This window comes from Acidovorax sp. 1608163 (assembly GCF_003669015.1).
Lineage (GTDB): Bacteria > Pseudomonadota > Gammaproteobacteria > Burkholderiales > Burkholderiaceae_C > Acidovorax.
Genome location: NZ_CP033069.1, coordinates 4,268,167 through 4,280,665 on the forward strand (window position 1 = coordinate 4,268,167; position 12,499 = coordinate 4,280,665).

A 12,499-nucleotide genomic window follows, 5' to 3' on the forward strand; every position below is an offset into this window, starting at 1 on the left:
TATACGACCGAGGGCCCACCCTAAACTATGCCCATGCAAATCTACATGGTAGGCGGCGCCGTCCGCGACAAGCTGCTGGGCCGCCCGGTGAATGACCACGACTGGGTGGTGGTGGGGGCCACGCCCGAGCAGATGCTGGAGCTGGGCTACCTGCCGGTGGGGCGGGATTTTCCGGTGTTTCTGCACCCCCAAACGCGCGAGGAATACGCCCTGGCACGGACCGAGCGCAAGAGCGGGCGCGGCTACCGGGGCTTTGTGGTGCAAAGCTCGCCCGACGTGACGCTGGCCGAAGACCTGTCACGGCGCGACCTTACTATCAATTCAATAGCTGCCAGCGCTTATTCATCAAGCGCTAGCGAGCTATTTGATCCATACCACGGCGTGCAAGACCTGCAGGCCAAGGTGCTGCGCCACGTGACCGATGCCTTTCGCGAAGACCCGGTGCGCATCCTGCGTGTGGCGCGCTTTGCGGCGCGCTACCACGACTTCACCGTGGCGCCTGAGACCCTGCAGCTGATGCGCGAGATGGTGGCCGAGGGCGAGGTGGACCACCTGGTGCCCGAGCGCGTGTGGCAAGAGCTGGCGCGCGGGCTGATGGAAGACAAGCCCTCGCGCATGTTCGAGGTGCTGCGCGCATGCGGCGCACTGCAGGTGCTGCTGCCCGAAGTGGCCTGCCTGTGGGGCGTGCCCCAGCCCCCGCTGCACCACCCCGAGGTGGACACGGGCGTGCACCTGATGATGGTGCTGGACATGGCCGCACGGCTGCAGGCCCCGCTCACGGTGCGGTTTGCCTGCCTGGCGCACGACCTGGGCAAAGGCACCACGCCCGCCGACATCCTGCCGCGCCACATTGGGCACGAAGAGCGCAGTGCCGAGCTGCTGCAAGGCGTGGCCGAGCGCCTGCGCGTGCCCGTGGACTGCCGCGAGACCGCCGAGGTGGTGGCGCGCGAACACGGCCACATCCACCGCAGCGGCGACCTGGGTGCCGGGCCGCTGGTGCGCCTGCTCGAGCGCTGCGACGCCATCCGCAAGCCCGGGCGTTTTGCCGAAGTGCTGCTGGCCTGCGAGTGCGATGCCCGGGGCCGCCTGGGCTTTGACGAAGCCGCCTACCCGCAGCGCCCGCGCCTGCTGGCCGTGCTGGCGGCCGTGCAAAGCGTCATTACCCGCGAGATTGCGGCCAAGGCGGCGGCCAAAGGCGTGACCGGCCCCCAGGTGGGCGATTTGATCCACCAGGCCCGGGTGGAAGCCGTAGCGCAGTGGCTGCGCGCCACACCAGCCCCGACCCCACCAACCCCGACATCAGAAGCCCCCGAAACACCTGCCCAGCCATGAGCCTGCACATCCGCCCCGCCACGCTGGCCGACGCCCCGGCCATTGCACCGCTGTTTGACGCCTACCGCCAGTTTTACGAACAGCTCGCCGACCTGGCGGCCGCCCAGCGCTTCGTCCACGAGCGCCTGGAGCGCAACGAATCCGTCATCCTGATCGCGCAGGACGACGCGGGTGCCGCTGTGGGCTTTTGCCAGCTGTACCCCAGCTTTTGCTCGGTGGAGGCCGCGCCCATCTATGTGCTGTACGACCTGTTTGTGGCGCCTTCGGCCCGGGGCCAGGGCGCCGGGCGCTTCCTGCTGCTGGCCGCCGAAGACCATGCCCGCAGGCAAGGGCGTGTGCGCATGGACCTGACCACGGCGCACACCAACCACGCCGCGCAGGCGCTGTACGAGGCCATGGGCTGGGAGCTGGACACGGTGTTTCGGGCCTACACCCGCCGGGTGGGCTGAGAGCGACTCACCAAACTCCCCTGGCGTCGTTGTCTCGCCTTGTCGTGCGCCTGTAAAGCCTGCGGCGAAACGCTTAGCCAGAGCCTTAGCTAGGGCCGCTTTGCTGAGTTTTGTGAGCCGCTCTAAACGCCCAGCCCCGTGGTTACCAGCGCAGCAAACGCGGCCCCAACACTGCGCCCAGCGCGGTCGGCATGGCCATACCCGCCACGTACCACACCGCTAAAAACGGCGTGGCCATTTCGGGGCAGTGCAGCGCATACACCAGCGCCCCCAAGGCCCCCGCCAGCAGGCCCGCCCCCGCGCCAGCCCAGGCCAGCTGCGTGGGCGCGGCCCCGCGCAGGGCCCAAAAGCTGGCAATGAACGCAGGCACCGACAGCAACGCAATGTTGAACGGGCAGGTGCGCCAAGTGCTGCCCAGCACCAGGGCCCAGCGGTCTGCCGGGGCCTGGTGCAACAAGGCCCAGGCGGCCATGGCCCACAGCAGGGCCACGGGCAAGGCCAACGTCCACGCCAGGCCCACCCACCGCGCGCCGGGGCGCGCCAAGCGCTGCAGCGCCCACACACCGGGCACCGCCAGGGCCGCAGCAAACGCCAGCTTGCCCCAGAACATGGGCAGCGCCGCCGTCTGCGCCAGGTCGGGCCGCAGGCCAAACACCAGCAGCATCAACACCACGGCGCCCCCCAGGCCCGCAACCACGGCGCTGCCAAAGCGTCGCTCCAGCGCGTGCGCTGGCACGGGGGCGGCACCCGCGGCCAGCATCTCAATCCATTCATCGGTCTTCATGTCATTCCCCTTGGGACTTGTGCAAATCAGAGTGCCCGTGCTGGCCAGGCGCTGCGACAGTCAGTCTGCGGCACCCAACGATGGGCTGGTGCCCTGGTTGGCGTAAGCCATGTTTCTAATCTTGGCGGCCAGGGCCTTGAGCCCCCGGTGCACGCCGACTTTCACTGCGGACTCCGACATGCCGGTGAGCTGCGCGGTTTCAACCACCGACAGCCCCTCCAGCTTCACATGCACGATGGGCAGGCGCTGGCGGTCGGGCAGCGTCTGCAGCAATTGGCCCAGGTCGCGCTTGGCCAGTGCGGCCTCGCTGTCGGTGCTGGCAAACAACTCGCTGGCATCGTCCAGCGGGTCGTTCAGCGCCTCTTTCACGCGGTGCGAGCGCAGCCAGTCGATGAGCTTGTAGCGCGCAATCGCGTGCGCCCAGGCCGTCACCGGCATCTCGGGGCGGTAGGTGTGGCGCTGGTTGTGTATGGCCAGCAAGGTTTCTTGCACCAGGTCCTCCACCTCGTCAGGGCGCTGGGCCAGGCGGCGGCGCAAAAACGCCCGCAGGTGCGCACTCAGCTGTTTCAAAAACCGCTGGTACGCCGCCGCATCGGCCGCCAACCCGAGCAGCAGCAGCGTTCGAAGCTGTTCTTCTATCTCCATGCGTTCTCCATGACGGGGTATTCGCAGCCGCAGCCCCGCCGGTTACAGCAGGTCGAAAAAATACCTTCCGGTTTTTTATGGCCGCTGGTGTAACCCGGCGCCGCCACAGCGCGAATTACAACGCAGATCGACGCCCACATGCTGTCACGGCATGCGGCAAACGGTCTGGATTTTTTCAACCCACCTTCAGGAGCCATCACCATGACATCTCGCAACATCACCCTGGGCGCACTGGCCCTCACCGCCCTGGTCTCTGGCGCCGCCTTGGCCCAAAACACCGCAGCCCCCATGGATGGCGCCAAGCCCGCCATGGAGAAGTGCTACGGCGTGTCGATGGCTGGCAAGAACGACTGCGCCGCCGGCCCTGGTACCACCTGCGCAGGCACCTCCAAGGTGGACTACCAGGCCAACGCCTGGAAGTTTGTGCCAGCAGGCACCTGCGCCAGCATCAAGACGCCCAAGGGCATGGGCTCGCTCATGCCCATGAAGTCCTGACCAGCCCCCTCGCACCGCCAACCTCACCCACGCCATGGCACGCGCACTGACGGCGGGCTTGTCCCTCAAGCCCCAGCACTTTGATGAAGCACTGCAGTGCGCCGCCCCCGGCCTGTGGTGGGAGGTGCACCCCGAGAACTACCTGGCCGACGGCGGCCCACGCCTGGCCTGGCTGCAGGCCATCCGGGCCCGCCACCCCATCTCGCTGCACGGCGTGTCGCTGTCGCTGGCGGCCGATGCACCGCCCGACGCAGCGCACCTGGCGCGGCTGGCCGCCCTGGTGCAGCGCATCGAGCCGGTGCTGGTGTCAGAGCACCTGGCCTGGTCGGCCTGGCGCGGCACCTACCACCCTGATTTACTTCCGTTTCCGCGCACCCACGAGGCCCTGGCCCGCGTGGCCGACAACATTGGCCGCACGCAGGATGCCCTGCGGCGCGCCATTGCCATCGAAAACCCCACGCACTACCTGCCCCTGCCTGGCCACGACTGGAGCGAGCCCGACTTTCTGGCCGAGCTGGTGCGCCGCACGGGCTGCAGCCTGCTGCTGGATGTGAACAACCTGTACCTGGGCGCGCACAACCTGGGCGAACCCTGCGATTTGGACGCCTATCCACTGCACGCCGTGGTCGAGATCCACCTGGCAGGCCACCATGCTGACCCCGCCTTGGGCGCCAACCTGTTGATTGATGGCCACGACACCCCCGTGGCCGAGCCCGTGTGGGTGCTGTACCAGCAGGTGCTGGCGCGCACCGGCCCACGCCCCACCCTCATTGAGCGGGATGAGCATGTGCCCGCCTTGGCCGAACTGCTGGCCGAGCGCGACCGCGCACATGGCATGTTGACCGAGGTGGCCCGCAAACCCCAGACGCGGGGCGCGTCCACGGCCGAGGCCATCCCATGCGTTTGAGCCACTTTCAAGACGCATTCGCTGCCGCGCTGTGGCACACGCCTTCGCCCAGCGCCCACAGCGGTGCGGCACTGCCTGATGTCGTGCAGCACCCTGCCTTTGCGGTGTACCGCAACACCGTCACCAAAGGCTGCATCGATGCACTGCAGGCCAACTACCCCACGGTGTGCGCGCTGGTGGGGGAGGCTTGGTTTCGCGCTGCCGCGCACCACTACGCCCAGGCCCACCCGCCGCAGGATGCGCGGCTGACCCACTACGGCGAGGGCTTTGCCACTTTTTTGGAGCACTTTGGGCCAGCGGCAGAGTTGCCTTACCTGGCCGATGTGGCACAGCTGGACCGCTGCTGGACCGACAGCCACCTGGCTGCCGATGCCGACGCTTTGGATGCCACCTGGCTGGCAGCACAAGACGCATCCACCTTGGCAACCATGGCGCTGCGGCCGCACCCCGCCGCCCGCTGGCACCACAGCCCCGCCCACCCCGCGTTTGCGCTGTGGCAGGCCCACCGCAATGGGCTGGCGCTGCCTGCAGACATTGCGTGGCAGGGCGATGGCGGTTTGCTCACGCGCCCGCAGGGCGCTGTGCAATGGACGGCCTTGCCCGCGGCCGGGACGGCATTCCTGAACGCCTGCGCACGCGGCGACCGGCTGGAGACCGCGGCCCTCGCGGCCCTGGCCGCCGAGCCCGGCGCCGACCTGAGCGTCCTGATGGCCCTGCTGCTGCACGCAGGCGCGCTGGCCACCCCTTCACATTGAATGGAAAAACCATGAGCCCCACCACCACCTCGACAAAGCCCGGCGAGCCACACGGGCTCCACCGCCTGGCGGCATTGGCGCAGCGCCTGACACCCCACAGCCTGCTGGCGCTGGTGGCCCGTGCGGCGCTGGCGGGCATTTTCTGGGCATCGGCCCGCACCAAGGTCGATGGCTGGTTCACCATCAGCGACGGGGCCTATGCCCTGTTCCGCGAGGAGTACCGGCTGCCGATACTGCCGCCCGAGCTGGCAGCGCAGCTGGCCACGGTGTCAGAGCATTTGTTTGCAGCCTTGCTGCTGCTGGGCCTGTGCACGCGCCTGTCGGCCCTGGCGCTGCTGGGCATGACGCTGGTGATTCAGCTCTTTGTGTACCCCAACGCTTGGCCTACACACCTGTCATGGGCGGGGCTGATGCTCTACCTGGTCGGGCGCGGTGGTGGGTGGCTGGCGCTGGACCATGCGCTGGCCCGGGTACTGCATCGGCGGTGAAGGGCGGAAGGTGGCCACCGATGAAGAGCGACGTATTGAGAGCGGCTAAAACGACTCAGCGAAACGGCCCTGGGTAGGCGTTCCGTCGCAGGCAGTACAGGGGTGCGACAAGACGGAACAACGACGCCAGGGGGGTTTTGTTAGCCGCTCTTACTTGCCGCCGTTTTGCCGGTAGTCCGTCAACAGGTGCAACGGCATCACACGCTCGGCCATCTCTTCGCGCGGGGTGACTTGGTAGGTGCGGCCCGCCAGGTACACCTCGATCTGCTGCCAACGGCCGTAGGGCGAACGCACGCTCATCAGGTTGCGCCCATCGCGCTTGAGGTTGTAGCCCGTGCCCGCAGGCTCGGCGGAGTAGCGCAAGGTCTTGCCATCAATGCCTGCCTCGTAAGCGGCCGCGCCGGTGATCTTGACCAGCATGTCGTTCATGCCGTGCTGGTTTTTCTCCAGGTAGGTGGCAATTTCCAGCTTCAGTCCGTCCCCCGCCAGAAACTGGCCGTAGGGGTTGACGATGGGTTTGTCCGTTTGCGCGTAGGCCGGGGACATGGCCGTGATGACGGCCAGTGCCGCAGCGGCCAGCCAGGTGAACAAGGTGCGAAAGAGGGTCATGGTCGATGGGTCCGATAGGGTGACGCAGAGCAGTCCACAGCGCAGTGGCCACTCAAAGCGCGCCATCTTACGGGCGGCAGAGGCGCCGCCGGGCTGCAAAGCCACCGCTGCGCCACCCGCCGCCATCAAACCTTCGCCAAACGCGATTTATGTCACACCGCTGTGCGCACCCAACGGGCAATGTCCGCCGCGCCCAAGGCGCCCGAGATGCGTGCCACCTCGGCCCCGCCCTTGAAAATCACCATGGTGGGAATGCTGCGGATGGCATAGCGCGCAGCAATGGCCTGCTGGTCTTCGGTGTTGAGCTTGGCCAGGCGCACGCGCGGCTCCAGCTCGCGCGCGGCCTGGGCAAAGGCCGGGGCCATTTGGCGGCAGGGGCCGCACCAGGGGGCCCAGAAGTCCACCACCACCGGGATGTGGCTGCGCGCCACATGCTTGTCAAAGCTGGTGGCATCCAGCTCCAGCGGGGCGCCAGCAAACAGGGGGCGATGGCAGCTGCCGCAATCGGGCGCGCTGCCCAGTTGGGCGGCCTGCACGCGGTTGGTGGTGTGGCAGTGGGGGCAGACGATGTGCAGGGCTTCGGTCATGGGGTTCTCGTGGGGCTCAGAGCATTGACTTCGCAGTTGGGGACACACCCTTGCGATTCAACCAACCCCACCCAACAGTTCACACCCACTTGGCAATCAGGCTGGCCACAAAACTGAGCAGCAAGGTGCTGGCCAACGGGATGTACCAGTCACGCCCAAAGAGCCGAAACCGCCAGTCGCCCGGCAAGCGGCCCAGCCCCATGCGCTGCAACCAGGGCGAGAAGCCATTGATCAACACCAGGGCGAGAAAGACAACGATAAGCCAACGGAGCATGGTGCGAGTGTAGGGCTGCGCCGCCTTGCGTCACCACGTCGGACAGACTCTCAGCGCTGCACGCCCCAGCGGCGCACCGTCACCCGCTCCAGCGCATGAAAGCCCAGGTTCTCCACCAGCAGGCCAATGGCAATCACCGTGGCCAGGCCTGCAAACACCTTGTCGGTGTACAGCTCGTTGCGGTTCTGGAAGATGTACCAACCGAGCCCGCCCTTGCCCGAAGATGCGCCAAACACCAGCTCGGCCGCAATCAGCGTGCGCCAGGCAAATGCCCAGCCAATCTTGAGCCCCGACAGGATGGACGGCAGCGCGGCAGGCACGAGAATTTGCAGCACATACGGTACACCCCGCAGGCCATAGTTGCGCCCGGCCATGCGCAAAGTCTCAGGCACGGCCTGAAACCCTGCATAGGTGTTGAGCGCCAGCGGCCACAGCACCGAATGGACCAGCACAAACACCAGGCTGCCCTGGCCCAGGCCAAACCACAGCAGCGCCAGTGGCAGCAAGGCAATGGCTGGCAAGGGGTTGAACATGGCCGTGAGCGTGGCCAAAAGGTCGCGCCCGATCTGGGTGGACACGGCCAGCGTCGTGAGCACAAAGGCTGCCACGATGCCCGCCAAGTAGCCCTGCAGCAGCACACCCAGCGACAGCGCCGCCTTGCCCAGCAGTTCGCCTGTGGCGATGCCATCGACAAACGCACGGGCCGTGGCCATGAAGGTGGGCAGCAGCAGGTCGTTGTCCTGCCAGCGCGCGAGCAGCTCCCACACCAGGGCCAACACCAACAAGATGGCCGTCTTGCGCAGCCAGCCCTGTTGCCACAGGCGCACCGCCCAGGGCAGCGGGCGCTGCGGTGCCACGCCGGTCAGGGGCTCCAGCGGGCGTTCGTATTCAGGCCGCACCGGCGGCTGCAGGCCGCCGATGAGGGCTGCATTTCCTGGGGCGGCGCTCATGCAGATTTCCTCCAGGGCTCGGCCGGGGCTGCGGCAGGCGCCACAGCCGGGGTATCCCCCTCAAACAGCAAATGGTGGATGCGCTGCGCCGCCGCCTGAAACTCGGGGCTGCCCGCGCTGTGCAGGCCAAAGGCGTGGCTGTTGATCTCGGCCCGCACCCGCCCTGGGTGGGGCGAGAGCAGACCGATGCGGTTGCCCACCACCAGGGCCTCTTCGATGGAGTGGGTGACGAACAGCAGCGTGAAGCGTACCTCCTCCCACAGCGCCAGCAATTCCTCTTGCATCTTGCGGCGGGTCAGGGCGTCGAGCGCAGCAAAGGGCTCGTCCATCAGCAGCACCTGGGGCTGCATGGCCAGGGCGCGGGCAATGGCCACGCGCTGCTTCATGCCACCCGAGAGCTGATGCGGATAGGCATCGGCAAACTTCGCCAGGCCCACCTTGTCCAGGTAGTGCAAGGCACGCTCGCGGGCCTCGGCCCGCCCCAGGGTGCGCGAGGCGAGCAGCGGAAACACCACGTTCTGCACCACCGTCTTCCACGGGGGCAACTGATCGAACTCCTGGAACACCACGATGCGGTCCGGCCCCGGGCCCCGCACCACCTGGCCGCCCAGGCGGATCTCGCCCTCAGCCGGGGCAATGAACCCCGCCACCGACTTGAGCAGCGTGGACTTGCCGCAGCCCGATGCACCCAGCAACACGAAGCGGTCGGCCTGGTACACATCAAAGCTCACGCGGTGCGTGGCGCGCACCACCGATTGCGGCGTGCGGTACTCCAGGCTCACGTTGTCCACCTGCAGCAGTGGGTTGGCAGGCCCTGGCGGCGCAGACTGGGCAGTGGTGACACCGGGCAAATGGGTGATGGTGGCCATGTCAGCTCCCTGGCGATGCATGCGCCTCTTCAAAGAAATAGTCTTTCCATGAAGTGGCGCGGTTCTTGATGACGCCCAGCTTCTGCAGCTCGTCGGCGTAAACGAAAGTGCGCTGTGGAGTCACCGTGAAGTCGTTTTCAGGGTCTTCCACAATGCGGCGCACCAAGTCTGGGGATAGCTTGGACTGTTGCACACGGATGAACACCTCGGCCGCCTTGGCTTTGTTGGCCTTGACGAACTGCTCGGCCTCGACCAGCGCGTTGTAGAACGCCTTGTAGGTCTTGGGGTTCTCGTCGTGGAACTTCTGGGTGGTGTAGAGCACATTAAACGTGGCCGGTCCGCCCAGAATGTCGTACGAGCTCAGCACCTTGCGCACCTGCTTGTTCTCCAGCGCCTGGTAGTAAAACGGCGCGCTCGAGAAATGGGTGTTGACCTCGGAGCCACCCTTGATGAGCGCCGCAGTGGCATCGGGGTGCGGCAAGCTGACCGAGATGGTGTCAAAGCGCTTGAAGTCGGCAGCGCCAAACTGGCGGGCGGTTTCAATCTGCAGGGTGCGCGACTGAAAACCCACACCCGCTGCGGGCACGGCAATGCGGTCCTTGTCGCTCAAGTCCTTGAGGCTGCGCACGTTGGGGTTGTTGGTGAGCAGGTAATTGGGCAACGAACCCAGCGACGCCACCACCTTCACGTTTTGCTTGCCGCGTGTGCGGTCCCACAGCACCAGGGCCGGGGGGATGCCCGCAGAGACGATGTCGAGCGATCCGGCCAGCAAGGCTTCGTTCATGACCGTGGCGCCTGAGAGCTGCGCCCATTCGACCTGCACCTCCACCCCCAGTTGCTTGCCTTGCTTTTCGATGAGCTGCTGCTCGCGCACCACATCGAGCAGCAGGTAGCCAATGCCAAATTGCTGCGCCACGCGGATACGGCCTTCCGCCTGGGCGACGGTCGCTGTCGCGGCCAGGGCCGCCACGCAGGCCCACAGGCCACGGCGCACCCAACGGTTCAAAGACTGCGCCATGGATCAGCTCCCAGAGGCGACATGCGCATCGTCAAAAAAGTAATCCTTGAACGACGCAGGCTTGTTTTTGATGGCCCCTACGCGGTGCATGAAGTCGGCCAATGCAAAAGTGTTTTGCGGGGCGATCTTGAACTGCACTTCGGGGTTCTTGATGATCTTGACGAGGAAGTCCCGGTCGATCTTGGCGTTGGCCACCTTGATGTAGATGTCGGCCGCCTTCTCGGGGTTGGCGGCGGTGAACTGCGCGGCCTCGGTCAAGGCGCCGATGAAGGCTTTGTAGGTCTTGGGGTTCTCTTTGCGGAATTTCTCGGTGGCGTAGAGCACGGTGGCCGATGCCGGGCCGCCCAGCACGTCGTAGGACTTGAGCACGATGCGCGCGTTGGGGTTGCCTGCCAGCTCCTGCTCCTGGAACGGCGGGTTGCCAAAGTGGCCGGTGATTTCGGTGCCGCCCTTGATGATGGCCGCCGCCGCTTCGGGGTGCGGCACGGCCACGCTGATCTTGTCCAGGCGCGCAAACTCCTTGTCGCCCCACAGCTTGGCCGATGCGAGCTGCAGCACACGCGACTGCACCGACACGCCCACGGCAGGCAGTGCAATGCGGTCTTTGTCGGTGAAGTCAGCGATCGACTTCACGTTGGGGTTGTTGCTGACCAGGTAATACGGAAAGTTGCCCAGCGAGGCCACGCCGCGCACGTTCTGCTTGCCATGGGTGCGGTCCCACAGCGTGAGCAGCGGCCCCACGCCCGCCCCGGCGATGTCGATGGAGCCGGACAGCAGCGCATCGTTGACGGCCGAGCCGCCCGAGAGCTTGACCCAGTCCACCTTCACGTCCACCCCCGCTTCCCGGCCATGCTTTTCGATGAGCTTTTGTTCTTGGGCCACGTTGAGCAGCAGGTACACGATGCCGAACTGCTCGGCAATGCGCAGCTGCCCCTCGGCCCGTGCGGCGGCAGAGAAGGACAGGCCCGCAGCCAGCAGACTGGCCCCGGCCAGCAAAGCGGTGGTGCGACGCGCCCAGCGGCGGCGGGAGGGGAGGAAGGCAAAGGTCATGGTGGGTTTCTCCAAAAAATGCAGCGGCTCGCCTGGGCTCTGCCAGGCACAACGGCGGGGTTGATCACATGGGGGCGCCTGCCACATCGGCGGGCGCGTCAACGGGCAACTGTGTGGGTCAATAAGGCACAGAGCCTTCGATGGTGGTGCGGTAGAGCTTGCGGCGCAGGTGCTCGGGCGTGCCTGCAGCCAGGTGGGTGACGGAGCGGTTGTCCCAGAACACCATGTCCCCCGGCTGCCAGGCATGGCGGTACTGCAGCGCGGGCTGCGTGCTGTGGGCAAACAACTGGCCCAGCAGGTCACGGCTTTCGTCCTCGGGGATGCCGACGATGCGGGTGGTGAAATGCTCGCTCACAAACAGCGCCTTGCGGCCGTTTTCAGGGTGGGTGCGCACCACGGGGTGCACCACGGGCCGGACCTTGTCGATCTGCTCTTGCGTGAGCGCGGGGCGCCACGGGTTGCGGGCACGCAGCTCTTCGTAGCGGGCCAGGTAGGTGTGCTCGGCGCGCAGACCCTGCACAGCAGTCTTGAGGTGCTCGGGCAGCCTGTCCCAGGCCAGGTGCTGATTGGCAAACAGCGTGTCGCCGCCCTCGGCGGGCAGCTCCTGCGCATGCAGCATGGAGCCCAGGCTGGGCTTTTCCACGTACGAAAGGTCCGAGTGCCAGAAGTGCCCGGCGTCGCCCAGGCCGATGGGCTGGCCGTGCTCTTTGATGTTGGAGATGATGAGGATCTCGGGGTGCCCGGCCAGCGCAAACTGGCTCAGCACATGGATTTGCAGCGGACCAAAGCGGCGGCTGAAATCGACCTGCTGGGCTGGCGTGATGTGCTGGTCGCGGAACACCAGCACGTGGTGCTCCAGGTGCGCGCGGTGGATGCGGGCAAAGTCTTCAGCCGCCAGCGGGCGGGACAGGTCCAGCCCAATGACTTCGGCGCCCAGCACATCGCCCAGCGGAGCGATGGTGATGGGCGAGGTGGAGCGAGATGGCGCAGCGGTGGGGGTCAGGACAGCGGACATACATCAAAACCTGGAAATCGGCGAACCGGTGGGGCGCCGTGGATGAACCAATGAAACGGGACTGACCTTTACTGTACGGAGCGATCGCCATAACCAAAACGAATAAATATTTGGTTGTTTAAAACCAAATCATCCGAGCGCCACGCCCGTGCCGCGCTGAAAGCGGCTCAAAAAACTCAGCGAAGCGGCCCTGGCTAGGCGTTCCGTCGCAGGCAGTACAAGCGGTACGACAAGACGGGACAACAACGCCAGGGGAGTTTTTTGAGATGCGC

At 66.2% G+C, this 12,499-nt stretch carries 16 protein-coding genes; 6 read left to right on the forward strand and 10 right to left on the reverse strand.

Annotated features, from left to right (window positions below):
• The first annotated feature begins 33 nt into the window (after positions 1-33).
• Together EAG14_RS18960 and EAG14_RS18965 are read left to right on the forward strand one after the other, a co-directional pair.
• Positions 34-1,332, forward strand: a complete 1,299-nt coding sequence (locus EAG14_RS18960) for a multifunctional CCA addition/repair protein (RefSeq protein ID WP_121730557.1) — start codon at positions 34-36, stop codon at positions 1,330-1,332.
• On the forward strand, positions 1,329-1,781 hold the full coding sequence (locus EAG14_RS18965) for a GNAT family N-acetyltransferase (RefSeq protein WP_121729803.1): 453 nt from the start codon (positions 1,329-1,331) through the stop codon (positions 1,779-1,781). The genes EAG14_RS18960 and EAG14_RS18965 overlap by 4 nt, the downstream gene beginning before the upstream one ends.
• Before the next feature lie 142 nt (positions 1,782-1,923).
• Here EAG14_RS18965 and EAG14_RS18970 read toward each other — a convergent pair whose 3' ends face one another.
• Together EAG14_RS18970 and EAG14_RS18975 are read right to left on the reverse strand one after the other, a co-directional pair.
• Complete coding sequence (locus EAG14_RS18970) at positions 1,924-2,565, reverse strand: NrsF family protein (RefSeq protein WP_121729804.1); 642 nt, start codon at positions 2,563-2,565, stop codon at positions 1,924-1,926.
• A 60-nt stretch (positions 2,566-2,625) separates the two neighbouring features.
• Complete coding sequence (locus EAG14_RS18975; protein WP_099657768.1) at positions 2,626-3,210, reverse strand: sigma-70 family RNA polymerase sigma factor; 585 nt, start codon at positions 3,208-3,210, stop codon at positions 2,626-2,628.
• 201 nt (positions 3,211-3,411) lie between these two features.
• On the opposite strand from EAG14_RS18975, the gene EAG14_RS18980 reads away from it, so the two are divergent.
• Genes EAG14_RS18980 through EAG14_RS18995 form a run of 4 tightly spaced genes read left to right on the forward strand, consistent with a single transcriptional unit; the run spans position 3,412 to position 5,855 of the window.
• Entirely contained in the window at positions 3,412-3,705 is a 294-nt protein-coding gene (locus EAG14_RS18980) for a DUF2282 domain-containing protein (RefSeq protein ID WP_099742953.1), read from the forward strand.
• Between the two features lie 34 nt (positions 3,706-3,739).
• The gene (locus tag EAG14_RS18985; RefSeq protein ID WP_121729805.1) at positions 3,740-4,612 is read left to right on the forward strand and encodes a DUF692 domain-containing protein; all 873 of its coding nucleotides are present in this window, start codon (positions 3,740-3,742) and stop codon (positions 4,610-4,612) included.
• Positions 4,603-5,367, forward strand: a complete 765-nt coding sequence (locus EAG14_RS18990; RefSeq protein ID WP_121729806.1) for a DNA-binding domain-containing protein — start codon at positions 4,603-4,605, stop codon at positions 5,365-5,367. Before EAG14_RS18985 ends, EAG14_RS18990 begins: the two co-directional genes overlap by 10 nt.
• 11 nt (positions 5,368-5,378) lie before the next feature.
• Positions 5,379-5,855, forward strand: a complete 477-nt coding sequence (locus tag EAG14_RS18995) for a DoxX family protein (RefSeq protein WP_121729807.1) — start codon at positions 5,379-5,381, stop codon at positions 5,853-5,855.
• Positions 5,856-6,005: 150 nt separating this feature from the next.
• Here the strand turns inward: EAG14_RS18995 and EAG14_RS19000 are convergent, their stop codons facing one another.
• From EAG14_RS19000 to EAG14_RS19035, 8 genes are all read right to left on the reverse strand, one after another.
• Positions 6,006-6,464: a hypothetical protein gene (locus tag EAG14_RS19000; RefSeq protein ID WP_099742949.1), complete on the reverse strand. Its 459-nt coding sequence runs from the start codon at positions 6,462-6,464 to the stop codon at positions 6,006-6,008.
• Between the two features lie 152 nt (positions 6,465-6,616).
• Entirely contained in the window at positions 6,617-7,051 is a 435-nt protein-coding gene (gene trxC, locus EAG14_RS19005; protein WP_099742948.1) for a thioredoxin TrxC, read from the reverse strand.
• Positions 7,052-7,130: 79 nt separating this feature from the next.
• Entirely contained in the window at positions 7,131-7,325 is a 195-nt protein-coding gene (locus EAG14_RS19010) for a DUF2905 domain-containing protein (protein WP_099657761.1), read from the reverse strand.
• Positions 7,326-7,375: 50 nt separating this feature from the next.
• Positions 7,376-8,275 carry an ABC transporter permease gene (locus tag EAG14_RS19015; RefSeq protein WP_121729809.1) on the reverse strand — a complete coding sequence of 300 codons (900 nt, stop codon included), beginning with the start codon at positions 8,273-8,275 and terminating at the stop codon, positions 7,376-7,378.
• The gene (locus tag EAG14_RS19020) at positions 8,272-9,144 is read right to left on the reverse strand and encodes an ABC transporter ATP-binding protein (RefSeq protein ID WP_121729810.1); all 873 of its coding nucleotides are present in this window, start codon (positions 9,142-9,144) and stop codon (positions 8,272-8,274) included. The genes EAG14_RS19015 and EAG14_RS19020 overlap by 4 nt, the downstream gene beginning before the upstream one ends.
• A gap of 1 nt (position 9,145) precedes the next feature.
• Positions 9,146-10,162: an ABC transporter substrate-binding protein gene (locus EAG14_RS19025; RefSeq protein ID WP_121729811.1), complete on the reverse strand. Its 1,017-nt coding sequence runs from the start codon at positions 10,160-10,162 to the stop codon at positions 9,146-9,148.
• Between the two features lie 3 nt (positions 10,163-10,165).
• Complete coding sequence (locus EAG14_RS19030; RefSeq protein ID WP_099742945.1) at positions 10,166-11,212, reverse strand: ABC transporter substrate-binding protein; 1,047 nt, start codon at positions 11,210-11,212, stop codon at positions 10,166-10,168.
• Positions 11,213-11,330: 118 nt separating this feature from the next.
• On the reverse strand, positions 11,331-12,227 hold the full coding sequence (locus EAG14_RS19035; protein WP_099657757.1) for a TauD/TfdA family dioxygenase: 897 nt from the start codon (positions 12,225-12,227) through the stop codon (positions 11,331-11,333).
• Between the last annotated feature and the right edge of the window lie 272 nt (positions 12,228-12,499).